Source organism: Pontibacter litorisediminis (assembly GCF_029360645.1).
In the GTDB taxonomy this organism is placed as follows: Bacteria; Bacteroidota; Bacteroidia; order Cytophagales; family Hymenobacteraceae; genus Pontibacter; species Pontibacter litorisediminis.
In genome coordinates this window covers 629,165-654,280 of sequence record NZ_JARDUA010000002.1, presented here as the reverse complement: position 1 = coordinate 654,280, position 25,116 = coordinate 629,165, and the positions used below count along the sequence as shown (strand labels likewise).

Below are 25,116 nucleotides of genomic sequence, written 5' to 3'. Positions count from 1 at the left end.
GCAGACAAGGCAAACGTGTTACTTCGTCTTGCGAAAGGTAGGAACTGATTCACCCATTCGCTCATTCACTCATTCAAAATTATACGATGCAGCAACTACGGGAATCCACAGAGCATATTAAAAGACTGATTGGCGACTTTGCGCCGGAGTTCGGAATTATACTTGGCACCGGCCTGGGGGCGCTGGTAAACGAGCTGGAGGTGGCTCATGCCATACCTTACGCCGAAATCCCGAACTTCCCGGTTTCTACGGTAGAGAGCCATTCTGGCAAACTGATTTTCGGGCGGCTCGCGGATCGCCGGGTGGTGGTAATGCAGGGCCGCTTCCATTTCTACGAAGGCTACAGCATGGAGCAGGTGGTGTTTCCGGTACGCGTGATGAAGCTGCTGGGGGTGCAGAAGCTCTTTGTGTCCAACGCTGCCGGTGGCCTGAACCCGCAGTTTAACACCTCAGACCTGATGGTGATCACAGACCACATCAACCTGCAGCCAAGCAACCCGCTAATTGGTAAGAATGCGGACGAATTGGGGCCGCGGTTCCCGGACATGAGCGAGGTGTATGACGAGCACATGGTGCGTGAAGCCATGGTAATTGCCGAGGACGCCGGCTTTACCGTACAGGAGGGGGTATACGTAAGTGTGCCTGGCCCAATGCTGGAAACACCGGCCGAATACCGTTACCTAAGCATCATAGGTGCGGACGCCGTGGGCATGTCTACGGTGCCGGAGGTAATTGCGGCCCGCCACATGGGTATGCCCGTTTTCGCTGTTTCTGTGATCACGGATATGTGCACGCCCGACCGCATCAAGAAAGTGGTGCTGGCAGATATTTTAGAGGCCGCCGCTATTGCGGAGCCCCGCATGACATTGCTGATTCGCGAGCTGGTGAGACGTGCGTAGCAGGAGTTTTTGAGGAACGATCTCCTAAAAGGCCTGAGGCATATGTATGTTTCAGGCCTTTTTTATATGCTTAGATTCTCGCCCAGTACCCCAGCAGCAGGAGTAGTATAACAAAGTTACTGAACATGTGTAGCGCTACGGCCCAGCCTAAGCCCAGCCGCAGGCGCGCGTAGCCTAAAAATATGCCTGCCAAAAACTTAGGTAACAACAGCGGCAGGAGCATAACGAACGGTAAGGTGCTGCCTTGGTAGTTAAGCAGGTGCAGCAGTGAGAACACGGCTGTGGAAGTATAAAAGACAAACCCAAAGTGCTTCCTCCAGAACAGGTGGAGCCTTACCCGTAACTGCCGCGAAACCAACAGCCAGGCACCCATGGCCAATAGCAGTGCCGCAGCAATAAAATAATACAGCAAAGGCACTCCAAAGGCATGTGCTAAGGACGGACCAAAACTCACCAGAAACGTAATGCAAGCGACCAGCAGATAGCTTCCGGAAAAGACCAGGGGCAGCCTGAAAATGAGTTCCTCCGTAACCGGGGCCAACAACACGGCAGCTACAAAAAGCGGTAGAAAAGGAAAGCTAGCGTCGAAAGACTTTGAAAGACCGGCACCCAAATACTCTAGCCCCAGGGTGCTGTACAGCAACGCAAGCGCAACAAACAACAGCGTTTGCAGTACCAATTCGACCAACGCAAGCTGGAAAATGAGCGGCAGCTTAACCTCCACCACATTGTGCTCGCGCCTGAGCAACCTTGGCCGCCGCGCAAACGCCCAAAGGCTCTGAAGGGTTTCTTTAAAGGCCGGTGGAGCGACAAAGGCAGGCGGGGCCGTATAAAACAATGGTGTTTTCATAGGTTCGATGTTGTACTTGCGTATGGTAATATATAAATAAAAAATAATATATTTATATATTTAAAGTGTGAAGTACTTTTTAAAACGTCTGTAGTAGTTGGTGTGAGTATGGCATACAGCCGGTAAGAACAAGTTAACTAGCAGATATTTATACTTTTGCTGAACGCTCAAGGTTAGGAGGAACAAAAAAAAGCGGCTCCCGTTGGGTGGAGCCGCATGGAAATTCTTGGCAGGGACCGTAACTATTTCCTGATCACAACAGCCTTTCGGTTATAAGCCAGGTTCGTAAATATACCGATACCTCCATCAACCGATGACTTTATTTGAGACGGCTGGGCAAAAGGGTTCCCGTTCGCATCCTTGGCATCCGAGATTGACGCCAGGAAGTCGTGGTACTGCCTCTCAATGTGGTAGAGCGTGACGATCAGGCTGTCGCCCTCGTCATACCGATAAGAAGAACCTAACGAAACGCGCTTGCCATTTGTCAGCTCGTCTGATAGCACGATGTCGCGGTCGGAGCCGCCACTGAGGCTGTCTACGTGCACCATGTAACGGTAATAGTTGGCGATGTTCGGGTCATCATGAAAAGAGGTGAGCAGGTAAGCCTCGTCTTTGTCGTTAAACTTCCAGGTTATTTCCTCTATGGGTACTTTGGCCTGTACTTTAGTGAAGCCGGTTACCCTGCGGCCCCTGCGGTCCATTACTTCCAGCTGATAAATGTCTCCTGGCTTGCCCTTCATGATCTCAGAGGAGTTGTGGGTGTAAAAGCGGCCGGTGCTCTTTACCAGAACAGGCTTGTACTCCAGCTTGATGCGCCTGCCGGAGGGAGTGGTGATGTATACTTCCGCATCAGGCACCAGGGGCGGGGTAGGCTCCTCAAAATATCCCGAGCTTTCCAGCACCGATGCCCGTATATGCTTGCCCTGCTCCAGGTAACACTCCACCACCAACTGTGGCGTATGGTTCGGCAGGTCCACATCGATGTCCTTCTCCAGGTCGCAGGCTGTGAGGAAGGCCGGCAGCGGAAGTACCAGCAAGTATAAAAGCAGCTTTCGCATCATCAGAATCTGAAGTTATAGGTAACCGACGGAATAACCGGAAACAGCGACACCTGCTTTGCCTGAAAGCCGATGGTCTGATCGTTATTCTTTTGTTGCTCGAAGTACACAAAGTATGGGTTGCGGCGGTTGTACACGTTATATGCGCTAAAAGTTAGGTCAGCCTCGCCCCGTTTTGGCTTCAGCTTCAGCACCGCACCCAGGTCCAGGCGGTGGTAAGCAGCCAGCCTGTAGGAGTTGCGGTCTTCGTAGATGGGCACCACACTGGGCTCCTTCCCCTCCACATCCTGAAAAGCAAACCTGGCGATCGGTACCGAGTAAGCGTTTCCGGTGGCGTAGACGAAAGCGCCGGTGAGGCTAAGGCGCTTGTTTAGCTGGTGTATGAGCACAAGGCTGATGTCGTGCCGGCGGTCGTAGCGGGCCGGGAAGCGCCTGCCGCTGTTGATGCCGTCGAACTTGCGGTAGGTCCAGGAAAGGGTATAACCCAGCCAGCCAGTGGTCTTGCCTCTTACCTTCTCCAGGTACAACTCGTTGCCGTAGCTTTCGCCTTTGCCGAACAGAAACTCATTTTCCAGGCTATCGTTCACAAAGAGGTTGGCGCCGTCCCGGAAATCGATCTGGTTCTGCATCCACTTGTAGTACACTTCGTTTGTGACCAGGAATCTGCCCCTGCCAAACAGGTGGCTTACCCCCAGCGCCGCCTGCTGCGAGCGCTGGGGCCGCACCTCGTCGTTGGAAGGGTACCAGATATCGGTAGGCAGTGAGGCGCCGGAATTGGTGAGCAGGTGCACGTACTGCATCATGCTGGCATAGCTGGCCTTCAGAGAGGTTTGCTCGTTTAAAGTATACTTTACTGCTGCCCGCGGCTCCAGGGCCGCATACGTTTTGCCACTGCTGTTGAAGCCGGACAGGCGCAGGCCGTAGTTAAACGAGAGCATCGGGCTAAGTACAAAGTCGTCGGAGGCGTAGAGGCCAAACTCACTGCCACGGTAGGAGCTCCCGGAGCCAAAGTTCAGGGTGCTGTCCTCAGACTCAAAGTTAAGGCGGCCCACCGTGAAGCCGTGGTGGGTGGCCTGTGCCCCAAACTTAAGGCTGTGCCCGTCTCCCAGAAACCAATCGAAGTCGGTCTTAAAAGTATAATCCTGCACCTCCGACGTAAGCTTGAGGCTGAAGATGTCAATCTTGTTGTTGATGTTGTACTTGTAGCCGGTGGAGGTGAGGGAGGTGGTGGTGTAGAGGTTATCGTTAAACTTATGGCGCCAGCGCAGCGTGCCCATGGTGTTGCCCCAATCAAAGCCAAAGCTGAAGCCGCTGTCGTCGAAGCCGAAGAAGTCGCGGCCATAGTAGCCGCTCAGGCTCAGCTCGTCCTTCTCTCCCAGGGTGTAGTCTAGCTTGGCGTTCAGGTCATAAAAGTAGTAGTCAGGGATGGGGTTATAGTCTTTGTCGCCTTCCTTCATGCGGTTCAGCTGCCGTGTGAAAATGTCTACGTAGGTGCGCCTGCCCGAAACAGAGAAGTTCAGCTTGTCTTTTACGATAGGGCCATCCACCGTGAGGCGCGAGGAGATAAGCCCAATACCGCCATTGCTGCGGATGCGCTCGTTGTTGCCCTTGTTCATCTCCACATCCACCACAGAGGACAGCCTGCCCCCGAACTGCGCCGGAAAGCCGCCTTTATATAACTCCACGCTCCTCACCGCATCCGGGTTAAACACACTGAAAAAACCGAACAAATGGGATGGGTTATAGATCATGGCATCGTCGAGCAGCACCAGGTTCTGGTCAGGGCCGCCGCCGCGCACATACAGCCCGGAAGTGCCCTCTCCGCCGGATTGAATCCCCGGCTTCAGCTGCAGCGTCTTTATCAGGTCCACCTCGCCAAAAAGTGCCGGCAAGAGCTTGGCCTGCTTGGCAGAAAGTGTTTCCACGCTCATACGGGTGTCGTTTAGCTTCTGCTCCAACGAGCTAGCCTGGATCTCCACCACTTTCAGCTCATTGGTGGCCAGGTCCAGCGCAAAGTTCACGCTCTTCGGGTTCCCTTTCAGGTTGATCGTGCGGAAACTGGTGGTGTAGCCAATATAAGTGGCTTGCAAGGTATGCTCACCCCGGGGCAAGCTTAGGGAGTAAAAGCCTGTTTCATCCGTGATGGTGCCAATGCCAGCCTCCGGGGCGGACACGGTGGCGCCAACCAGGGCCTCACCATTGCTGCTGGCACGCACGTACCCCTGCACCACTTGCCTCTGAGCCCAGGCAGGCAAGGCAATCAGCAGCAAGAGAAGCAGTAGGGATGTATGGTAGGTGCGCATTGGATATAGCTATTACGCCTGTGGTTGCATAAGTTAGCCAATCGCGGCATAACCTGAAATACTTTATACTTGATATAGGTAAACCCTGGCTAAACATATTTGGTTTAACCGCAGGCTTAATTATCCTAAAAAGCAAAAGCCATTGCCAGTAGCAACAGCTTTTACGGAAGTATAGGTAGTAGTCGATAAGTTTCTTTGGTTACATGTTTTCAGGTGATTTTTCACTGGTCGCATCACTTGCCTGGCGGATGCTTGTGCCTCTCTTAGCCCCTGCTTCCTGCAACCTGATTCAAGCTATCCTTACTAGCTGCCTTTCCTCCACGGCCTTACAGCCTTGATTGTTTCATCTCTGGCTTTGGGGCCCTCCAGCCCGGGAGGGCTCGTCCTGGGGGTAGGGGCCCTCTATAAGGGCATCGCGCCTTCTACATTTCCTTTGCTCCTTGCGTCGCAATGCCCTTTCGGGCACCGGAAATCTGGAAGGCGCTCAACCCAAAGACTGGGATCACATTCGATAGCCACAGCTGACGGAGCTTGAACCGTACTCCCTCTCCTGTTTTTAGGGGAAGGTCGGGGTGGGGTGAGGTGAACTCCCCTCCTTGGACTACCAAGAACGCGAGTTCGAAGGTAGCGAGCGCAGCTCTGAGGGGCAGGGGTGGTTAAACCCGGAACTGCAAAATCACACGCCTCTACCTTACCCGGGCTACCCCTGATACAGCTCCAGAATCCGCTTCTTGAGATAAAACTCACACTTGCTCTGCAGCAGTTCGGCCTGCGTCTTGTTCATGTTGTTGAGCGATTCCATGTAGGCGAAGAAGTCAAGGGTGCCCAGCTCGTAGCGGCGCTTAGCCGACTCAAAAGCGCGCTGCGTGTATTCCAAGTTAGCCGTAACGGTGTTGTACTTCTCGCGAGCTGCCAGCACATCCTGGTACGCCTGCTGTACTGTTTGGCGCAGTTGGTTCTGGCTAGCCACATAGTCCAGCTCGGCATTGCGTAGGTCCAGGCGGGCGGTTTGGGCATCAAAATGGCGGCTCAGACCATTAAACACCGGGATGCTCAGGTTCAGGGCCACTACCTTGCGCTGGTTCAGGTCCAGTTGATCGAAATAAGGCATCGTTTTCAGATTGCCGTTCTCTGGGTCTTTGTAAATGTTGCTGGAGTAGTTCGAGCCAACCATACCCTCCAGGGTAAGGGTGGGGGAGAAGTTGCTTCTTGCTACCTTTAGTTCCGTTTTGGCGGCATCCAGTGTGGCGGCAGAGGATTTAACCAGCGGCGAGTAGGCCAATGCGTTGGCCATCACCTCTGCTTCTGCAGGTAACTCCATGCTTATCTCGGTAGGCGTGGCGGGCATTTCCAGCGCATAGTCCGGTGTGCCTTCTACGTTCATCTCCTGCACGAACTGCAGCATGGCCTTGCGGTAGTTGTTCTGGTGCGTGATCAGGTTAAGCTTTTCAGTGGCCAACTGCGCCTTGATCTGGTATACCTCATCCATGGCCCGCACCCCGGCACGCTCCAGCTTCTCCATCTGGCTCAGCTGCCCTTCCAGCAGCTCAATCCTTCCCTCCGAAATATGAATGTTCTCGCGATCTACGAGCGCCTGCAGGTAAAAGCCAGTCACGTTTGTTTCCAGATCTATCCTGGCTTGCTCCTCGGCAAAAGCGCTGGCCTGTGCCTGCTGTTTGGCTTGCTTTAGCTCGTGCAGCTTGGTAAAGCCGTCGAAGAGCACCACCTGGCCGGCAAGGTAGGGGTAAGATGCTGTGGTGTTGCCACGCTTCACCTCACCAGCCACATTATCGAACACTAGACCATTGGTGCGGCTTATATCGGTATTGGCGGAGATGCTGGGCAGGTAAGCATACTTGCTCCGGCGCACGTTGATGTCTGCCTTGGTGTTGTTGTAGCGAGCCTGGCGCAGCGCCACATTGTTCTGGCGGGCCAGCTCCAGGCTTTTTTCCAGCGTTAGGGGCTCCTGCGCATTGGCGGCTGCAGCTAAACTGAGGCATAAGGTTAGCCCTCCCAGCTTTTTGAGCAGGGCTCTGGTCAAACAATTTTTCATAGTTTTATTTTATACTAGTGGCAATGATCGTTATGCAAAGTATAGCCTCTTAGGCTTCCTCCAACCCAAGCCAGGCATTTCGCAGCTGCACTTGCTCCGGCGTGGCCATTGGATCTAGCTCAAGCAAGTGCTGTTGCTCCCGCTTCACGGCGGTTGCCCTGCCCTTCAGTTTCTTCTCCTTCCGCTCGCCTTTTTCGTTCACACGGCTCACTGTAAAGGTTAGCTTCGTGCCGGGCTTCATGTTCTGCAGGTCTTCGGTGATGATCTGGCGCACGTTGGCCGGGGTGATTTCGGTACCGTTGAAAGCCAGCAGCAGGTCGCCGGTCTGGAAGCCGATTTTCTTGCCAAACGCATCCATGTCGGCAGTATCAGCCACTTTTATCTTGCTTGTTTCCTCGTCAAAGCCAGGGGTAAAACCGCCGTAGGAGATCACCTGTTGCGTACCCTTGGGTTTATAGATAATGCCCACCTTGCGGAAAGTTTCCTCCAGCGGCAGTGGCGCAGAGCCTTCTACATACTTGGCGAAAAACTCCCGTATCTCCGGAGAGGTCATCTCTGCAATCTTGTCGAACAGCTCCTCATCCTTAAAGGCGTTGTGCTTGCCGTAGGTCTTGGAGAGGTCCAGCATCAGGTCGCGCAAGCCATACTTGCCTTGGCTTAGCTCCCGCAGCTTCACGTCCAGCACCAGGCCAATCAAAGCCCCCTTCTGGTACACGTTGCCGTACTCCTTCTCATACTTCTCCAGCACCTGTGCGCTCATGGTAGTAAAGGGCAGCGTGTCGTTGTAGTAGGTTTTGGAGGTGAGGATGTAGTCGCGGATCTTCTGAAGGAATTCGTCTACATCATACAGGTTTTCATACACCTGCACATGCGAGGCAAAGTACTCCGTTACACCCTCGTACAGCCACAGGTGCTTCGACATCTTTGGGTTAATGAAGTTGAAGTTGCCGATCTCCTCAGAGTGGATGTTCAACGGCGTTACGATATGGAAGAACTCATGGGCCGCCACGTCGCGGATGGTGCTGCTGAACTGTGCCTCTGGCATCTCCGGCAGAAAGTATACGGAAGAGTACGAGTGCTCCAGGGCACCGAACGAGCCCGACTTACCCACGCGCTCCGGTACGTAGATCAGAAAGGCATACTTGTCCACGGGCAGGGTGCCACCCAGGTAGCTGCGCTGCGCCTCCAGTATACTTTGCACGTTGGCTGCAATGGGCTCTGACGTAACACGCCCCGAAGGAGAGTACACCGACACCAGTACTTCTGTTCCTCCCAGGTCCAGCACCGTAGTGTCCGGCACGTTATACATCAGCGGCGAATCGGCCAGGTCCACGTAGTTCGGCAACTGGTAGGTATCCAGAGAGTCGTTAGAGGCCACGGCCTTCAGCGGCGTGGAACCGTAGAAGCCCTGCGGTTTCGTGATGTTCAAAGTATAAGGCACCTGTTTCATGCCATCGAAGTAGCCCACAAAACCGAAGGTGTTTAACAGAAAGTTTTTGCCTTCCTCAATGTTGGTGCCGCCCGGCTCAAACACCACGTCCTCTCGCTTGGCGGCATCAAACGTGTCGTCTACCCAGTAGGTAACTCTGTCCAGCCTGTCGGCATTGCTGATCTGCCAACGGTTGGTATCCAGCCTTGCCACGGCCAGCGTATCGCCATTTTTAGCGTAGGCTTTAAAGTCTGTCACAAACTTGCCAAAATCAGAAACCGAGTAGGTGCCCGGCACGATCTTGGGCATGTTGTACACTGCTTCGCTTTCTTTTATCGGCGGGGCCTGTACCGTTACCTGCACCCGGTCGTTCTGAACGTTCTTCAGGTTGATGGTGATGTTATACTTCTGGGCAGGGGTAGTCTGGGGCGCATCGCCAGCCAGGGCCACCGTATGCAGGCCGAGGCAAAGCGCTAGCGCAGTGAGTGTGTTTTTTAACATAGTATGTTCAGTTTCTATCAATATAACTTATACGAAGTATAAAGGATAGCTTTTTTAGACCAATGGGCACTTTTTGTAGACCAGCCTCCCGGGCATGTTTTTCTGTTACTCATGGGTAGATGCCGCTTCTGAATGAAAGGTTGCCTCGCCTGCCGGGAGGATTGCCCCGGCAGCGGCAGGCCATGCCGCAAACGCCGGGGTTCTCACCATATACAAACAACAAACAACTAACTTTATAAGAAATAGCTTATACTTTACTCTTGGTGTTTACTGCGTCCGGATCGCCTTTACCGGGTCCAGCAGGGCTGCCTTTACGGCCTGGAAGCTTACCGTGGCCAGGGCGATGACCAGGGCCAACAGGCCAGCCAGGGCGAAGATCCACCAGCTCAGGTCGATGCGGTAGGCAAAGTCCTGCAGCCACTGGCTCATGCCGTACCAGGCCACGGGGCTGGCCAGCACAATGGCGATCACCACCAGCAGGGCAAAGTCCTTGGAGAGCAGCAGTACAATGTTGCCCGTGCTGGAGCCGAGCACCTTGCGGATGCCGATCTCCTTGGTGCGCTGCTCGGCCGTGAACGAGGCCAAGCCAAAGAGGCCCAGGCAGGCGATGAGGATGGTTAGGCCAGCGAAGTAGCCGAACACGGTCAGCATCTTCTCCTCAGCCTGGTACTGGCGGTCGAAGAACTCATCCAGGAAAAAATACTCCATAGGGTGCCGCTGGTCGAAGGTGCGCCACTGCTCTTCTATAAAGCTGATGGTACTGGCCTGGTTCTCCGGCGAAAGGCGGGCCAGCAGGTAACCAGGCGACTGTGGAATGAGGCGAATGGCGAGCGGCTGCACATCCGTATGCAGGGAGCTCATGTGGAAGTCTTTTACCACCCCAATCACTTTGGCGCTGTTGCCCGTAATCGTTTCATCACCTGTTTCTACCTTCTTGCCTACCGGATCGCTCCAGCCAAGCCATTTGGCAGCCGCCTCGTTGATGATGATGCCTTCTTTTTCATCTGTTTTCATGTCGCGGGAGAAGTTGCGGCCGGCCTGCAGCTCAATCCCCATCAGTGGTAGAAAGTCATAGTCCACGGCAATCACGTCAAAGGTCTTTTCCACCATTTTATCTCCTTGCTCCACCAGCATCAGGGTGCGGCTGGAAAGTTCTGCCGGAATGCTATAGGAGTTGGATACCTGAAGCACGTTCGGGTTCTGCAGTAACTTCTGTTTGATGATTGGCAGGCGTTGCACCAGCGTGGAATCTCCTCCCGGCACATCGATTACCATTACCTGCTCTTTGTTAAAGCCCAGCTCCGAGTTTTTCAGGAAGTGCATTTGGGCAAACACCACAATGGTGCCAATGATCATGATCAGGGAGATGCTGAACTGCACCACCACCAGCGCGCGGCGGAGGGTCGCGCTGCCACCTTTGGGCTGCTTGTCTGATTTAAGCACATCGGCGGGCTTAAAGCCGGACAGGAAGAAAGCCGGGTAACTACCTGCTACCACACCTACCAACAGTATAATGGCAAGCAGTACCACCAGGAACTGCCACTGCAGGAAAAAGTAGGAGGTGAAGTTCTTTTCGGTCAGGTTGTTGAAGCTGGGGATAAAGATCTGCACCAGGGCCAGCGCCAACAGCACCGCGATCAAGGTAAGCACCACCGACTCGCCCAGGAACTGGCGGATAATCTGGCTGCGGTCGGCGCCCACCACTTTGCGGAGGCCAACCTCTTTGGCACGTTTGGCAGAGCGGGCAGTGGCCAGGTTCATATAGTTTATACTTGCTATCAGGAGCAGGAACACGGCCACAGCCCCAAAAATATACACGTAAGAGATGTTACCGTGGGGCGTAGTGTCATGGTTAAACCGCTTGTCGAAATGAATGTCCTGCAAGGGCTGCACGATCAGGTTCATGTGGGCGTTCAGCTGGTTTTCCTTGATCCAGGGGTTGATACGGTTTTCTGCCAGGGCATCAACCTGCTTCTGCAGCGCGGGTAGCTGCTCCTCATGGCGCAGCAGCACGTAGGTGTAGTTGTTGAGATTAAACCATTGGTTGTTCCGCTCTTCTGCGCTGATGCGCGCATCGATCGTGGCCCGCGAAAGAAGCCCCGAGGCTTTGATATGGGAGTGCCCCAGGTCGCGGTAAACACCGGTAACGGTGTAAGAGTCGCGGCTAAACTTAAGTGTTTCGCCCATGGCCTGCTCATAGCCTCCGAAAATCTTGTCTGCCAGTGCTTCTGTCAGGACAATGGTTCGGGGGGCATCCAAGGCGGTAGCCGGGTTGCCGGCCAGAAATTCATAGTCAAAAATCTGGAAAAAAGCGCTATCCGCAAAGAGAAGGTCCTCTTCGGAGAACGTCTGATCGTTGTACCAGATCGTTTGCTTGCCGGCCTGGTTGAACTGTGTCACGGCTTCGATGTCCGAGAATTCGCGCGCGGCCTGAGCCAGCGGCAGGGCCGTTACGGCAAACTGGTCTTTGTGCCCCTCGAACACCACCTCCCCTACAAGGCGCGCAATGCGGTCTCTTTTGCTGAAGTGGTTCTCATAGCTGAGCTCGTCCTGTACATACAGAAAGATCAGAATACAGGAAGCCACCCCGATGGCCAGCCCTACGATGTTGATGGCTGAGTATACCTTGTTGCGGACAAGGTTACGGAGCATGACGGTTAAGTAATTGCTTAACATGGTTTCAGTTTCTGGATAAGATCGTTTTATTCTGTTCGTAGCGCATCCACCGGGTTAGATGATGCGGCTTTTATGGCCTGGTAACTTATGGTGAGCAGCGCCACCACAAAGGCAACCACAGTAGCCAGTAAAAAGATGTCGGTGCTGATGTCGATGCGGTAGGCAAAGTCGGAGAGCCACTGGCGCATGGCATACCAGGCAATTGGCCAGGCAAGCAGGTTGGCAAACAACACCAGCTTTAGAAAGTCTTTGGAGATGAGCGCTACGATGCCGGAGACGGAGGCCCCGAAAACCTTGCGTACCCCGATTTCCTTGGTGCGCTGTATGGTGGTGAAAGAGGCCAAGCCAAACAGGCCGAGGCAGGCGATCAGGATGGCGATGCCGGAGAATATCGTGAATATCTGCCCTTTCTTCACCTCATCCTGATAGCTCTTCTCGTAGAGATCATCCATGAACTGGTAGGAGAACGGTACTTTGGGCAGGAACTTCTGCCAGGTCTCTTCTATGTGCGCAAGCGCCGCTTGGGTATCGCCTGCCACTTTTACAGAGATGTTGCTATACCCTTGCGAGTCAGAGATCAGGAACACCATGGGGGAGATCTCTTTGTGCAGCGACTCGAAGTGGAAATCCTGAACCACACCCACAATGCGCCCGTTGTTACCGCCGTAGCTCAAGGTCTGCTCCAGGGCCATGTTCGGGTCGTGCCAGCCGATCATGCGGGCGGCAGCCTCGTTGATGATGTAGGCGGCCGTGTCGTCGCTGGCAAACGTGCGGTCGAAGTTGCGCCCGGCTGCCAGTTTCACCTTGTATACGTCCAGTAGGTCGTGGTCTACAGTGACAAACTTTATCGTAGCCGAGGTAGGGGCCATACTGCCGCCTTTGCTCACCTGTGCGCCCATGGAGTTCAGTAGCTGGTCGGTGGGCACCAGCGAAGACCTGCCCAAGCCCTGTATCGCGGACGACTTCATCAACTCAGCTTTAAAGGCTTCATACTTCGGAGTGAGGTTGCTGCTGTTTGGCAGGACCACCAACTGATCTGAGTCGAAGCCAAGGTCTTTCTGCTGCATATACATCAGCTGCTGGTAAATAATGCCGGTGGCGATGATCAGCACAGTGGAAATAGAGAACTGCAGTACTACCAGCGACTTGCGTAGCATTGGGTTTTTAGAGCTGCTGCTCAGAGAACCCTTCAGTACGGTGGCCGCCTGGAAGTGCGATAAGTAAAACGCCGGGTACAAGCCTGCCAGCACCCCCACCACAAGCGGAAGGGCAAAAACAAGCACTAGCACCCATTTGTCAGACAGCAGCGTGGTGGTGATGTGTTTGCCTGTGAATTCGTTTAGCCAGGGCAGGGCAAGCTCTGTGATGCCGAGTGCCAGGATCGTGGCAATGGTAGTGATCAAAACTGACTCCAGCAGAAACTGCAGCACCAGGTTATGCTTGGCCGCTCCGATCACTTTCCGCACGCCTACCTCCTTGGCCCGGCTGGTGGAGCGGGCCGTACTCAGGTTTACATAGTTGATGCTGGCGATCAGAAGTATAACAATGGCCACAGCGCCCAGAACCATGATGCTGTCAATGTCGCCGTTTACCTCCAGCTCAGAATCCAGGTTAGATTTCAGGTGGATGTCTGTCAGCTTTTGCAAGTATAAGTTTGTGAACTCAGACGGCTTGCGGCTCCGCGCGTGGTTGGTGCCGCTCAAGTGGCGGTCCAGGAAGGCGGGGAGCTGGGCCTGCAGGCTTTTTGCCTGCTCCTCCGACTGCAGCAGCAGGTAGGTAGGAAAGGAGTTGTTGCCGTAGTTTGTTTTCAGGGCCTCGGCCCCATACACGGTGGTGTCGTTCAGAGTGGAGAAGGAAGCCAGAAAATCGGGGTGCATGTGCGAGTTCTCCGGAAAAGATTCGAATACGCCGGCAACCTTGAAGGTGAGTGTCTCATTCAGCTTTAGCACCTTTCCGACAGCCTCTTCGTGCGGATAGTACTTCTCTGCCATTTTATCGCTGAGCAGGATTGAAAAAGGCTCCTGTAAGGTTTTATGGGCATTGCCCCTAAGCATGTTGACGTCAAAGATGTCCACGAACGCAGGCTCGGCAAAGAAAATGCCCTCTTCCCGGAAAGACTTCTGCTTCTCCACATCCTCCACAGTCAGGGTAGTCTGCAGAGTTCTGGCTATGGCCTCAATATCAGGAAAGTCCTGCTGCAGCAATGGCCCAAAAGGAGGGGCCACACGAGCCAAGTGAAGGCTGACAGAGCCGTCGTCGGAAAGGAAGTCGCGGGTTATGCGGTAGATGTTGTCTGCCTTGGAGTGGTGGCGGTCGTAGCTAAGCTCATCCTTTACATAAAGAAAGATGAGCATGCAGGCGGCTATCCCGATAGCCAAACCACCAATGTTGATTGCAGAGTATACTTTGTTGCGGGCAAGATTGCGCAAGGCCACCTTCAGGTAATTTTTTAGCATAGTCTTATTGGTAGAGTGGTTTGGCTTTACAAGGCAAATAGCAGGCTTTTACAGCAGAGGAGACAGAGCTGTTGTAGAGGCGCGAGTTATCGCGCCTCCTTCACAACAAACAGCACTTTTACTAAATACTATGAAAATACCCTACAGCAGCTCCGCGGCGTGGCGCTTTACGTTCAGGTTCTCGGTCACGATCTGGCCGTCGAAGAGGTTCACGATGCGGTGGGCGTACTCGGCGTCGGTAGGGGAGTGGGTTACCATTACTACCGTGGTGCCGGCATCGTTTAGCTCCGAAAGCAGCTGCATCACCTCACGGCCATGCACCGAGTCGAGGTTACCAGTCGGTTCGTCGGCAAGTATAAGGGCAGGCTCTGACACCACGGCACGGGCAATGGCGGCACGCTGCTGCTGACCACCCGACAGCTGCTGCGGGAAGTGGCTGCGGCGGTGGGCGATGCCCATGCGCTCCATGGCCTGCAAGGTGCGCTGCGCCATCTCGGATTTGGAGTAGCCCAGGTACGCCAGCGGCAGGGCAATATTCTCCTCCACGGTCAGCTCGTCGATCAGGTTAAAGCTCTGGAACACGAAGCCCAGGTTCTGCTTGCGCAGCTTGGCACGCTGGCGCTCCGACACATTCGCTACCTCCTGGCCCAGAAACTTGAAGCTGCCGGCCGAAGGGCTATCGAGCATGCCCAGAATGTTGAGCAGCGTAGACTTGCCGCAGCCCGACGGGCCCATGATGGCCACAAATTCGCCCCGTTTGATTTTCAGGTCTACCCCGGCCAGGGCAGTGGTTTCAACCGTATCGGTAATGTACTTTTTCTGCAGGTTTTGAGTGTCGATAATAAGTTCTTGCGTGCTCATGGTTCTTGCTGTTATAAGTGATGCGTTAGTTTTATCTTGTACTAATGGTTAATAAATGGTTGGTTGTTAATTGTTGATGGTTGTTTTTATGTAGGTAAAAGGAAAAGCTATCAACAATCATCAATCAACTATTTACTTTAGCTCCAGCCGGTCGATGTCGCCGTAGCTGTCGTAGGAGGAGATGACCACCTTGTCGCCTGGCTGCAGGCCATCCAGCACTTCGTAGTAGTTCGGGTTCTGGCGGCCCAGCTTGATGCTGCGCTTCACGGCGCTGCCATCCGACTCATTCACCACAAACACCCAGCTACCGCCGGTGCTTTGGTAGAAACCGCCACGCGGCAGAAGTATGGCCTGTGCCCCATCGTTCAGGTTCAGCTTTATCTGCAGGGTCTGGCCGCGACGGATGCCTTCCGGAGCGCCATCCGCAAACTCCATGTCCACCTGGAACGTGTTGTTCTGCACCTCCGGGAATACCTTCACCACCGTTACTTTGTAGTTCTTGCCGTTGAAGTCGAAGGAGCCGCTCAGGCCTGGGCGCACTCTGGAAATGTAGTGCTCGTCTATGTTAGCCTTTACCTTGTAGCCGTTCAGGTCGTCAATCTGGCCGATGTTTTCGCCAGCCGCCTTCGACTCGCCCACCTCTGCCTTCAGGGTAGAGAGCTGGCCGGTAAAAGGAGCCGTCACATACAGGTTGTTGAGGGTGTTGCGGGCCATGCCGATGTTGGCCTCCATGCGGCGGATCGACTCATCCAACTGCTTCAGGCGGTCGTTCATCAATTGCGCGTCCTGCTTTACCGAGCGCTCCGCCAGCGTCTTGCGTGTGTTCAGGTAGTCATACTCGTCTTTGGCAGATTCGTACTCCTCCCGGGAGATTACCTTCTCCTCAATCAGCATTTTGTTGCGCTCATACTTGCGCTGGGCCAGGGCCAGTTGGTATTTTATCTCTGCCAGGTCATTCTCTTTGCGGATCAGGTCCTGCTTCATGGTGATCTCTGAGTTCTGGCGCTCGTTCATCAGGTCGTAAAGCTGCGTCTCGCGCGTCATGAAGTCGATCTGGAGCGTGGTGTTGGACAGTTTCAGGATGGTATCACCTTGCTCCACCATTTTGCCGTCATCAGTATAAATTTTCTCTACACGACCGCCCTCTGTAATATCAAGGTAAAAAGTCTTGAGTGGTTCCACGGCCCCGTCAATGGCGATGAACTCCTGAAACATACCCTCACGTACCTGGCCTACCGTAATGCGCTTGCTGTCTACATTAAGTTTGGAGCTATGCTCGGCGAACAGCAGGTTATAAAGAACCAGTACCAGTACCAGGGCTCCGGCTGCGATGAGTATGATCTTCTTCGGCGTTACTTTCTTCTTCTCGATTACGCGATCCATAGTAGTAGATTGAGGTCGTGGATTCATGTCTTTCATAGTTTCATGTCGCTATTGCCAATTAATGTGCCATAAAACTTAATTAACTGTAAATCAATAAATTGTAAACATGTATAGCTGTGATGCTATGTCTGCAGTGTCCGGTTCCGTACACTTGGGTGTCCTGTAGCGAACAGCAAGCAGGCGGTGAGGCAGGAACTTCGTAGCGAGCATTTTATACTTAGCAGGAAGTATGGCATATTGCACAGAAAAAACGTAGTTTTACATATACATCCGTGCTAAACCAACATAAAACTATGAGTAAAATCCCCTGCAAAGTATTGGTGGTAGATGATGAGGAAGACATTCTGATGGCAGGAAAGCTCCTGCTAAAACAGCACTTCGAAACAGTTACAACCACCTCAGACCCCTACCGCATTCCAACGCTTTTGCAGGAGCACGCTTTCGATGTGGTGCTGTTGGACATGAACTACAGCACCGGCGCCACCTCCAGCAAAGAGGGCCTGCACTGGCTGAAGCAGATCCTGCAGCTCGCCCCAAACACCACCGTTATCCTGATGACGGCCTATGGTGACATTGAGCTGGCCGTGCGCGCCCTGAAGGAGGGGGCCACCGATTTTGTGCTGAAACCCTGGCAGAATGAGAAACTGGTGGCCATTTTGAAGACTGCCTGCCAAAACCGTAGCGCCTCCGTAAGCGGCAAGCGCAGCGCGGAGAAGGCAGAGCGTGAAAACACGGCCTACCACTTCGATGGCTTTATAGGTGTGTCGCCGGCGATGCAGCGCGTGTACCAGACCATAGATAAGGTGGCCGGCACGGATGCCAATGTGCTTATACTTGGCGAGAACGGGACAGGCAAAGAAGTGGCGGCAAGGGCCTTGCACCGCAAGTCGAAGCGGGCCAACCATGTATTCGAGATCGTGGACCTGGGAGCCGTCAGCACGACACTGTTTGAAAGCGAGCTCTTTGGGCACGCCAAAGGCTCATTTACCGATGCCAAAGAAGACCGGGCCGGAAGGTTGGAGGCAGCATCAGGCGGCACACTTTTCCTGGACGAGATCGGTAACCTCTCGCTGTCGCTGCAGGCAAAGCTGCTCACGGTGCTGCAAAGCAGGCAGGTTATCCGGTTGGGAACCAACAAGCCACGCCCTATCGATATCCGGCTTATCTGCGCCACCAACATGCCGCTCTACGACATGGTTCGCGAAGGCACCTTTCGCCAGGATTTGCTCTACCGCATCAACACCGTAGAAATACACCTGCCACCGCTTCGGGAGCGGCGGGACGATATCAGGCTCTTGGCCGAGCACTTCCTGAAAGTATACCAGCAGAAGTATGACCGCCCCAAGCTGCGCCTGAACACCGAAACGCTCCGCCGCCTGAACGACTACCACTGGCCGGGCAACATCCGGGAGCTGGACCATGCCATGGAGCGTGCCGTTATACTTTGCGATGGCAATGAACTGCACCCCGACGATTTCTACTTCGCCCCGAGCGAGGACGGGCAGCACAAGCAGCAAGGGGTGAGTGGCATCAGCGACAGTGATTATACGCTGGAGGCCCTGGAAAAAATGATGGTACAAAAGGCGCTGGTGAAGCACGCCGGCAACATCACCCATGCCGCAAAAGAGCTGGGCATTACGCGCACCGCCCTTTACCGCAGAATAGAGAAACATGGTCTATAGCGGATTCAGGGTAAGGCTGCTGGTGCGCCTTTTCCTTCTGGTGTGTATTGTTTTGCTGCTTATGCTCGTGCTCTACCGCACCGATTGGTACGTAACGGCACTTTGCTTATTCTTCCTGGTGCTGTTTCAGCTGTACGACCTTGTTCATTTCGTGGAGCGGACCAACCGGGACATCAGCAGCTTTCTGCAGGCCATGCGCCACTCCGATTTTACCCAGCGCTTTGCCACTGAAGGCGTAAACCCATCTTACAAAGAGCTGTACCAAAGCTTTAACGACGTTTCTGAGGCTTTTCTGCGTGTAAAAACAGAGAAGCAGGCACACTACCATTACCTGCAGGCCATAGTGGAGCAGGTAGGCGTGGGCATCCTTTCTTTTGATGAGGAGGGGGAGGTGCAGCTGGTGAACAATGTTTCCAAATCCCTGTTGCGGGTGCCGCACCTGCTCCACGTAGACTCCCTTGAGCGCCTGAGCCCAGACCTGGTGCAGGCGCTCTACAGCATTGGCCATGAAGAAAAACGGCTGGTAACGCTGCAGGTAAATGAGGAGGAAATTCTCCTGAACCTAAGTGCCACCGAGCTGCTCTCGCAGGGCAGGCAGATCAAAATCGTGACGCTGCAAAACATCAAGCCAGAGCTGGAGGAGCAGGAGCTGCAGACCTGGCAGAAAGTGATACGGGTGCTGACGCATGAGATCATGAACTCCATTACGCCGGTCGTGTCGCTAACCTCTACGGTAAACAACCTGTTGGAGGAAGAGGTGGTTGCGAAACTGGCAAAGGGGGAAAGTATAGATGAGGAAGTCCTGGAAGACATGCAGGCCGGACTCAAGACCATTGAGAAGCGCAGCGCCGGCATGCTGCACTTCGTGAAGAACTACCGCCGCCTGATGCGCCTGCCTGCCTCAGAGCTAAGGCCGGTGCGGGTGGTGGAGCTGCTGCGCAACGTGCACACGCTGTTGCTGCACCAGTTGGAAACGCAACGCGTCAGCCTGAAAATGTACCTGCCTGACGAGAAGACAGAGGTATTGGCGGATGCCGAACAGCTGGAGCAGGTGCTTATCAACCTGATCAAGAACGGCGTGGAGGCTTGCCAGGGGCAAGGCGACAAACCTTGTGTGGAAGTGGTGGCCTTTGTTCCGGAAAACGAGCGCGATCGGTTACGCATCGATGTAACCGATAACGGCCCTGGCATACCGGAGGATGTGCTGGACAAGATCTTCATCCCGTTTTACACCACCAAAAAGCAAGGGTCAGGCATTGGCCTTAGCCTCTCCAAGCAAATCATGCGGCAGCACGGCGGCTCCATACGCGTGCACACGCAGCCCGGCGAGACAACCTTTAGCCTGGGGCTCAGGAGAGTGAGTGGATGAGTGATTGTTTGTATGAGTAAATAAAGTATACACTAAATTGCACATTCACTCATCCACTCATTCGAAATTGAAGGCTACACATACTGCTGAATTACCTGTGTGAGCTGTTGCGCCGGCATCGCCCCGGACTGGCGCCATACCTGTTGGCCCTTATGGAAAAGTATAAAGGTAGGCACGCCCTGTACTCTAAACTGCGAGGCAGCCGCCTGGTTGTTGTCGATGTTCACTTTTACCACCTTCAGCTTGCCGTTAAACTGGCTGGCCACTTGCTGTACCACTGGCGACATGGCCTTGCAGGGCCCGCACCAATCGGCGTAAAAGTCCACGAGCACCGGCATACCCGGGCTGTTAATCAACTCCTGAAAAGATTTCTTTGCCATGGCAGTAACAAAAGTATAGTGCTGCTAATAAGTACGGCCTTTGCGCAGAACCGTTTGCCGGGGCAGTTGCTGACCTAAGCAGAACCCGCAGCAGCGGGCGGCAAAACAAAGAAGGCATGATGACACCTCTTCATTTTCTTAAACTTATAAAGCTGGCAATGATACTATTAAATTAGGAAATGACTATATTTAGAAGTTCAACCTTTAGCCTCCTTTATATGCCAACTTTTGATGGATCGGAAGGCGTAGCCATAGATCTGGCTACCGCCGCCAAGTGGACCAAAAACTATCGCGAGAGAGCCACTCCAGACCCTAGGGGGTTTGTGGTGAAAGGCCATTTCTTTGGCCGCGAAATCCTGCAGGAGATCCTGGACCAGCCAGGCTGTATGGGCATCCGGATGTACCATGCCCGCGATGAGCGAGGCCAGCGCCAAGTTGTGCTGGTAGGCGCCAACGCTGACGGGGAAGACATGGTGTCGGGCACGGTTGCAGACGGGGCAAAAGTATGTCCTCCAGACTGTGTGGTGGGTGAGCTAAACAACTAATGGAATTTTATATCCGGGAGATTTACCCCTGGGTGATAGAGATATCATCCATTAGTTTTAGCATACCGCTTATTGCCGCAATTTGGCTTATAGGAAAGCGGAGCAGCCTGTTGTTTAGGCTGCTTCTGCTGTACACTATATTTTTAGCCCTGATCGAAATAACCGGGCAGCTAACCGTGTACCTGGGTACCCAGAACAACCATTGGATCCAGCATATTTATACTCCCTTAGAGTACGTGTTGCTGGCCATGGTGTACTATGGCAGTTTAAATAACAGGTATGTTAAGGTCGGGGTCTTGCTGAGTATAGTGGGGGTTGGGGTGTTTAGCGTTTTGACCGTGGCGCTGGGCCAGGACATGTCCCGGATGAATGCCCTCCCGCGTATGGTGGCCGGAGCCTTGTTGGTTACCATGGCCGTACTATACCTTTACCAGGCCGCCCACGCGCTACGTTTTACCTACCTGGACCGTGACCCGATGTTTGTGTTGAGCAGCGGCATTATCATATACCAGGCCGGCACAGCAATGGCGTTCAGCATGTTCAATACAGCTTTGCAGGAGTCTTACGACGCTGCCCGTATCTGTTTGACGATTATTGTAGTGCTCAACATCTTTTTTAGAGTTATACTGATGATGGCCATTAGGCGGTCACCTGTGAAATGAGAACCCTGGATCCCCTTATTCTGATCACACCTGTCATGCTGGTGCTGGCCGTGGGCATTATTGTGTTCGTGGTGCTTTACCAGCGGCGCATGTTGCAGCACCAGGAGCAGCTTCGGCAGCTACAGTCGGTCAAGCAACAGCAAGTGCTGGAGGCCACGCTGCACGCACAGGAAGAGGAGCGTCGCCGGGTTGCCCGTGACCTGCATGACGAGGTGGGGGCCATGCTGTCCCTTGTTCGCCTGAACCTGCACCAAATGGTGAGCCAGGCGGAGTGCAAGGATGATAAAATGCAGGAGAATGCCCAGCACATGAAGCAACAGCTGGATGAGGTGCTGGGCAGCGTACGCCGCATCTCGCACGACTTGATGCCGGTGGTACTGGAGAAACTTGGCCTGGCCCAGGCTCTAGAGGCGCTGCGGAAAGCCTTGGCTGCCAGCGGGAAGATGGAACTGGTGATCAGCTGCAACGACAAAACAAAACGCCTGAAACCACAACATGAGCTTTTGCTGTACCGTATGGTGCAGGAGTTGCTGAACAACACCATCAAGCACGCTAAGGCTACCCAAGTAAGTATAAACCTGCAGTTTACACCCTCAGAGACAAGCTTGGTTTACATGGATAACGGTGTCGGGTTCGATATGGCAGCCATGCAGCAGGAGAAGGCAATGAGCGGAGGGCTTGGCATTATGAGCCTGCAGAGCCGTGCAGCGCTGCTTAACGGCAGCATCACCATCACGTCTGCTCCGGGGGCGGGGACCACTGCCAGCATTAGCGTACCCACTACATCACCCGAACTATCACATACAACCTAATAATATAAACCCGTTACTGCCTATGGAGTATCAGCCGCTAACATTGGCTATTGCCGATGATCACAACCTGTTCCGGAAGGGGGTTCTGGAACTGCTGAAAGCCTTTGACGAAATTACACTGCTGGCAGATGCCTGTAATGGTGCTGAGCTACTCGAGAAAATTGAGGGCAATTTACCCGATGTGGTGATGCTGGACCTGGAGATGCCGGAAATGGATGGGGTGGCGACCTCCCGTTATCTGTTGTCCAAATACCCCGATGTGCGCATTCTGGTGATGTCTACCTACGGCGATGAGGCCTTGGTGGAGAGCCTGCTGGACGAAGGGGTTAAAGGGTACCTGCTCAAAAACTCGGAACCGGACGAGCTGCGGCAGGCCCTGCAGGCCATCCATGCCGGCAGAGGTTATTTCTCCTCAGGCATTGGGATCGATTCCCTTTAGCAATAGGTGCAACAACGTCTCCTAGGCCCGGCTCTAAACGCCGGGCCTTTTTGTTGTTATGCATTGTTATTTTTCTAATAATTATATAAACTTTTTAGTTGACGAAGAGTATAAAGCCTATATTGAACTGAATTAATATAAGCTTGGAATATTTTTCTTTTTCTTCTGTGGGTTCTAGTTTCTGGCAGCAGGTTGCAGCGGCTTTTCTACTCTGCTGCACAATGCTTGTACCAGTGGCAGTAAAGGCACAGCAAGCCGAGGCAAAGGACACCACCCAGCAGCAGGCCCCTATACGGGCCAATCAGTTCGAGGAGAACATCCGTAGCTCCGCTGATTTGGAAGTAGACGGCCTCATTGTGGATGAGACAATCACCAAGATAGGGCGTGACTTCTACGAGGTCTTCCACAGGCAGTGGGAGGCGCCTCCTGCAGCCAAAAACTTTACCATACTTATAAAAGAGCGCCCTACCCGTGGCAATGGCGCCCTGATTCAGGTAGCCTTGAACGACGAGCTGTTGTTTGAGCAGCAGCTACAGCCCCGGTACGATGTGATTGAAGAAACAGCCACCTATGTAGCGACGGGCCTGTATGAATACCTGGTACGGAACCAACTGCAGCAACAGCTGGAGGCAGAGGGGAAGCAGGCGCGGGAGGTGTTCTAGGTAAGGAATAATGCTAAAATGCTTATATGTATCGATCTATGAAAAATGTTATTTGCTCTCTGGTAGCGTTTCTTTTGCTCTTTTGGGTTGGTCTTGGGAATGTGCAAGCGCAGGATATGGTGTACACGCCCAAGAACCCTGCTTTTGGCGGTAACCCTTATAACTACTCCTGGCTGCAAAGCTCAGCCCAGGCGCAGGATAAGCTAAAGGACCCCGACGCCGAGAGCGGCTCCATCTACAACCGCGACCCCATGGAGGATTTTAAGAACAGCCTGAACCGCCAGATCCTAAACGAACTGTCGCGCAAGCTTATCTCCAACCAGTTCGGTGAGGACGGCGTCACCCCAGGCAGCTATACCTTGGGCGATTACCAGATAGAGGTGACAGAGGGGCCGGGCGGGATCAGCATTGATATTGTAGACATGACTTCCGGTAACCGCACCTCTGTTACGATCCCGTACTATTAAGCTCTTTCAGACCAATTTTCTCGTTTCTAGCCTACTACCTCCATTCTGCACCCTTTGCTATGGTTCAAAAGCTTTACACCTATACTTGCATTTCTGTTCTGCTGCTTGGCCTTTGCCTCGTGCAGAGCTGTTCGCCATACTTCCAGCAACCCCTAAAAAGCTCCAAAGCTACGTTGGGAGTGCCATCTCCGGCCTATAAGGATCTGGTAAGCCTGCCCGAGCCGCAGCAGAAAGTGGTGGCTGCCGTGTATAAATTCAGGGACCAGACGGGGCAGTACAAACCCTCTGAGATCGGCACCAGCTGGTCTACCGCGGTGACGCAAGGGGCAACCACTATCCTGATCAACTCGCTGGAGGAGTCCGGCTGGTTTACCACCATAGAGCGCGAGAACCTTGGCAACCTGCTGAACGAGCGCAAAATCATTCGCTCCACCAGAGCTGAGTCCGAGGCCATGACTGGCAAGAAGGAGCCTAACCTGCCCGGTCTTCTGTTTGCAGGTATCATTCTGGAGGGGGGGATCATCTCATATGATGCCAATGTGGTGACAGGAGGCGCAGGCTTGCGCTACTTTGGTGCAGGCGGCTCAGGGCAGTACCGCGAAGACAAAGTGACCGTATACCTGCGGGCCATCTCCACAAGCACCGGAGAGATTCTGAAGACAGTGTATACTTCTAAAACCATACTGTCACAGGCTGTTGACTTTGGGGTTTTCCGGTACGTGCACTTCAAACGACTGCTGGAAGCCGAAACGGGCTTTACCTATAACGAGCCTTCCGAGATTGCGGTGAAAGAGGCCATAGACAAGGCTGTGCAGGGTATGGTGATCGAGGGGATGCTGGCCGGGTACTGGCGCCCGAAGAACAAGGCCGACCTGGAGTCGGAGGTGGTGCAGGCTTACCTGCAAGAGAAGCAGGACATCCTAAACAGCGACATCCATGGCAATCTGATGGCCGAGCGCCGCAGCCTTGTTGGTGTGGCAGGCGCTGCGGGTGCTATGTATTACAAAGGCGATTTCCCCGACCCCGAGTTTAAGTTTATGGGAGAGGTGGGGCTAAAGATTAGTTCGCGGCAGAACATTGGCCTGGACTTGCGCCTCGGCAAAGGCAAACTAGCTACAGAGAACGGCTTTGATACAAGTATAAACTATGCCGAGCTAAACCTGAACTACCTCCTGTTTCCGAAGTTGCGCTACAGCCCCTATGTGCAGCTTGGTGCGGGGGGGCTTGTACAGGGCAGCGGCCTTGTGGACATCTTCGATAGCTTTGGCGACAGCGGCCTGAATCCTTACGTGAAGGCAGGGGCTGGCCTGGAGTACCTCCTCACCCGGAACATCGGGCTGGACGTCAGCCTCGCCAGTTCTTACTTGTTAGACGATGACCTGGATGAGGTGGAACAGGGCCGTTTTAACGACTACTTCTGGACGGGTAAAGTTGGCATCAACTTTTACCTGGGTTTGTACAAGTAGTTGCTAAATTCCTTATTCTGTAACACAGGCCGCATGTAAGCGGACTGTGTTGTTCTATAGATTCAGCGACTTTATGATCTTAACTAATATTTATTATGTGTATAATTAAATAAAAAATATTAATAAATTTTGAAACATTAATATTAACGATGGGTATAGTGCT

General features: G+C 53.6%; 19 protein-coding genes and 1 pseudogene. 10 read left to right on the top strand and 10 right to left on the bottom strand.

Going from position 1 to position 25,116, the window contains the following annotated elements:
- The first annotated feature begins 86 nt into the window (after positions 1-86).
- A complete protein-coding gene (locus PXG97_RS08950) occupies positions 87-899 on the top strand; it encodes a purine-nucleoside phosphorylase (protein ID WP_276497419.1) in 813 nt (270 codons plus the stop codon).
- A gap of 70 nt (positions 900-969) precedes the next feature.
- Here the strand turns inward: PXG97_RS08950 and PXG97_RS08945 are convergent, their stop codons facing one another.
- The 9 genes from PXG97_RS08945 to PXG97_RS08905 form a co-directional block, all read right to left on the bottom strand.
- Positions 970-1,749 (bottom strand): CPBP family glutamic-type intramembrane protease, encoded by a 780-nt coding sequence (locus PXG97_RS08945; protein ID WP_276497418.1) that lies wholly within the window; start codon positions 1,747-1,749, stop codon positions 970-972.
- Positions 1,750-1,991: 242 nt separating this feature from the next.
- Complete coding sequence (locus PXG97_RS08940; protein ID WP_276497417.1) at positions 1,992-2,810, bottom strand: DUF4249 domain-containing protein; 819 nt, start codon at positions 2,808-2,810, stop codon at positions 1,992-1,994.
- Positions 2,810-5,110: a TonB-dependent receptor gene (locus tag PXG97_RS08935; protein ID WP_276497416.1), complete on the bottom strand. Its 2,301-nt coding sequence runs from the start codon at positions 5,108-5,110 to the stop codon at positions 2,810-2,812. The genes PXG97_RS08940 and PXG97_RS08935 overlap by 1 nt, the downstream gene beginning before the upstream one ends.
- 700 nt (positions 5,111-5,810) lie before the next feature.
- Positions 5,811-7,163: a TolC family protein gene (locus PXG97_RS08930; protein ID WP_276497415.1), complete on the bottom strand. Its 1,353-nt coding sequence runs from the start codon at positions 7,161-7,163 to the stop codon at positions 5,811-5,813.
- Between the two features lie 49 nt (positions 7,164-7,212).
- Positions 7,213-9,093 (bottom strand): M61 family metallopeptidase, encoded by a 1,881-nt coding sequence (locus tag PXG97_RS08925; protein WP_276497414.1) that lies wholly within the window; start codon positions 9,091-9,093, stop codon positions 7,213-7,215.
- 267 nt (positions 9,094-9,360) lie between these two features.
- A complete protein-coding gene (locus tag PXG97_RS08920) occupies positions 9,361-11,769 on the bottom strand; it encodes an ABC transporter permease (RefSeq protein WP_276497413.1) in 2,409 nt (802 codons plus the stop codon).
- A gap of 26 nt (positions 11,770-11,795) precedes the next feature.
- On the bottom strand, positions 11,796-14,225 hold the full coding sequence (locus tag PXG97_RS08915; protein WP_276497412.1) for an ABC transporter permease: 2,430 nt from the start codon (positions 14,223-14,225) through the stop codon (positions 11,796-11,798).
- Between the two features lie 141 nt (positions 14,226-14,366).
- A complete protein-coding gene (locus PXG97_RS08910) occupies positions 14,367-15,068 on the bottom strand; it encodes an ABC transporter ATP-binding protein (RefSeq protein WP_420851760.1) in 702 nt (233 codons plus the stop codon).
- A gap of 150 nt (positions 15,069-15,218) precedes the next feature.
- Positions 15,219-16,505: an efflux RND transporter periplasmic adaptor subunit gene (locus tag PXG97_RS08905; RefSeq protein ID WP_276497410.1), complete on the bottom strand. Its 1,287-nt coding sequence runs from the start codon at positions 16,503-16,505 to the stop codon at positions 15,219-15,221.
- 257 nt (positions 16,506-16,762) lie between these two features.
- On the opposite strand from PXG97_RS08905, the gene PXG97_RS08900 reads away from it, so the two are divergent.
- Both PXG97_RS08900 and PXG97_RS08895 read left to right on the top strand, forming a co-directional pair.
- Entirely contained in the window at positions 16,763-18,151 is a 1,389-nt protein-coding gene (locus tag PXG97_RS08900; protein WP_276497409.1) for a sigma-54-dependent transcriptional regulator, read from the top strand.
- Complete coding sequence (locus PXG97_RS08895) at positions 18,141-19,520, top strand: sensor histidine kinase (RefSeq protein ID WP_276497408.1); 1,380 nt, start codon at positions 18,141-18,143, stop codon at positions 19,518-19,520. The genes PXG97_RS08900 and PXG97_RS08895 overlap by 11 nt, the downstream gene beginning before the upstream one ends.
- Positions 19,521-19,594: 74 nt before the next feature.
- Here PXG97_RS08895 and trxA read toward each other — a convergent pair.
- A pseudogene (gene trxA, locus PXG97_RS08890) lies at positions 19,595-19,903 on the bottom strand (thioredoxin); the annotation flags it as partial.
- Positions 19,904-20,118: 215 nt separating this feature from the next.
- Here trxA and PXG97_RS08885 point away from each other — a divergent pair.
- The 7 genes from PXG97_RS08885 to PXG97_RS08855 all read left to right on the top strand — a co-directional run bounded on the left by PXG97_RS08885 (position 20,119) and on the right by PXG97_RS08855 (position 24,953).
- Entirely contained in the window at positions 20,119-20,445 is a 327-nt protein-coding gene (locus tag PXG97_RS08885; protein ID WP_276497407.1) for a hypothetical protein, read from the top strand.
- The gene (locus PXG97_RS08880) at positions 20,445-21,107 is read left to right on the top strand and encodes a hypothetical protein (RefSeq protein WP_276497406.1); all 663 of its coding nucleotides are present in this window, start codon (positions 20,445-20,447) and stop codon (positions 21,105-21,107) included. The genes PXG97_RS08885 and PXG97_RS08880 overlap by 1 nt, the downstream gene beginning before the upstream one ends.
- Entirely contained in the window at positions 21,104-21,919 is an 816-nt protein-coding gene (locus PXG97_RS08875) for a sensor histidine kinase (RefSeq protein ID WP_276497405.1), read from the top strand. The genes PXG97_RS08880 and PXG97_RS08875 overlap by 4 nt, the downstream gene beginning before the upstream one ends.
- 22 nt (positions 21,920-21,941) lie before the next feature.
- On the top strand, positions 21,942-22,358 hold the full coding sequence (locus tag PXG97_RS08870; protein ID WP_276497404.1) for a response regulator: 417 nt from the start codon (positions 21,942-21,944) through the stop codon (positions 22,356-22,358).
- A gap of 233 nt (positions 22,359-22,591) precedes the next feature.
- The gene (locus tag PXG97_RS08865; RefSeq protein WP_276497403.1) at positions 22,592-23,020 is read left to right on the top strand and encodes a CsgE family curli-type amyloid fiber assembly protein; all 429 of its coding nucleotides are present in this window, start codon (positions 22,592-22,594) and stop codon (positions 23,018-23,020) included.
- 38 nt (positions 23,021-23,058) lie between these two features.
- Positions 23,059-23,487: a curli production assembly/transport component CsgF gene (locus tag PXG97_RS08860; RefSeq protein ID WP_276497402.1), complete on the top strand. Its 429-nt coding sequence runs from the start codon at positions 23,059-23,061 to the stop codon at positions 23,485-23,487.
- Between the two features lie 59 nt (positions 23,488-23,546).
- Complete coding sequence (locus PXG97_RS08855; protein WP_276497401.1) at positions 23,547-24,953, top strand: CsgG/HfaB family protein; 1,407 nt, start codon at positions 23,547-23,549, stop codon at positions 24,951-24,953.
- Positions 24,954-25,116 lie beyond the last annotated feature (163 nt).

Coding starts and splice junctions, on each gene's coding strand:
- PXG97_RS08950 (WP_276497419.1), top strand. CDS start 87: ATGCAGCAACTACGGGAATCCACAGAGCATATTAAAAGACTGATTGGC.
- PXG97_RS08945 (WP_276497418.1), bottom strand. CDS start 1,749: ATGAAAACACCATTGTTTTATACGGCCCCGCCTGCCTTTGTCGCTCCA.
- PXG97_RS08940 (WP_276497417.1), bottom strand. CDS start 2,810: ATGATGCGAAAGCTGCTTTTATACTTGCTGGTACTTCCGCTGCCGGCC.
- PXG97_RS08935 (WP_276497416.1), bottom strand. CDS start 5,110: ATGCGCACCTACCATACATCCCTACTGCTTCTCTTGCTGCTGATTGCC.
- PXG97_RS08930 (WP_276497415.1), bottom strand. CDS start 7,163: ATGAAAAATTGTTTGACCAGAGCCCTGCTCAAAAAGCTGGGAGGGCTA.
- PXG97_RS08925 (WP_276497414.1), bottom strand. CDS start 9,093: ATGTTAAAAAACACACTCACTGCGCTAGCGCTTTGCCTCGGCCTGCAT.
- PXG97_RS08920 (WP_276497413.1), bottom strand. CDS start 11,769: ATGTTAAGCAATTACTTAACCGTCATGCTCCGTAACCTTGTCCGCAAC.
- PXG97_RS08915 (WP_276497412.1), bottom strand. CDS start 14,225: ATGCTAAAAAATTACCTGAAGGTGGCCTTGCGCAATCTTGCCCGCAAC.
- PXG97_RS08905 (WP_276497410.1), bottom strand. CDS start 16,505: ATGAAAGACATGAATCCACGACCTCAATCTACTACTATGGATCGCGTA.
- PXG97_RS08900 (WP_276497409.1), top strand. CDS start 16,763: ATGAGTAAAATCCCCTGCAAAGTATTGGTGGTAGATGATGAGGAAGAC.
- PXG97_RS08895 (WP_276497408.1), top strand. CDS start 18,141: ATGGTCTATAGCGGATTCAGGGTAAGGCTGCTGGTGCGCCTTTTCCTT.
- PXG97_RS08885 (WP_276497407.1), top strand. CDS start 20,119: ATGCCAACTTTTGATGGATCGGAAGGCGTAGCCATAGATCTGGCTACC.
- PXG97_RS08880 (WP_276497406.1), top strand. CDS start 20,445: ATGGAATTTTATATCCGGGAGATTTACCCCTGGGTGATAGAGATATCA.
- PXG97_RS08875 (WP_276497405.1), top strand. CDS start 21,104: ATGAGAACCCTGGATCCCCTTATTCTGATCACACCTGTCATGCTGGTG.
- PXG97_RS08870 (WP_276497404.1), top strand. CDS start 21,942: ATGGAGTATCAGCCGCTAACATTGGCTATTGCCGATGATCACAACCTG.
- PXG97_RS08860 (WP_276497402.1), top strand. CDS start 23,059: ATGAAAAATGTTATTTGCTCTCTGGTAGCGTTTCTTTTGCTCTTTTGG.
- PXG97_RS08855 (WP_276497401.1), top strand. CDS start 23,547: ATGGTTCAAAAGCTTTACACCTATACTTGCATTTCTGTTCTGCTGCTT.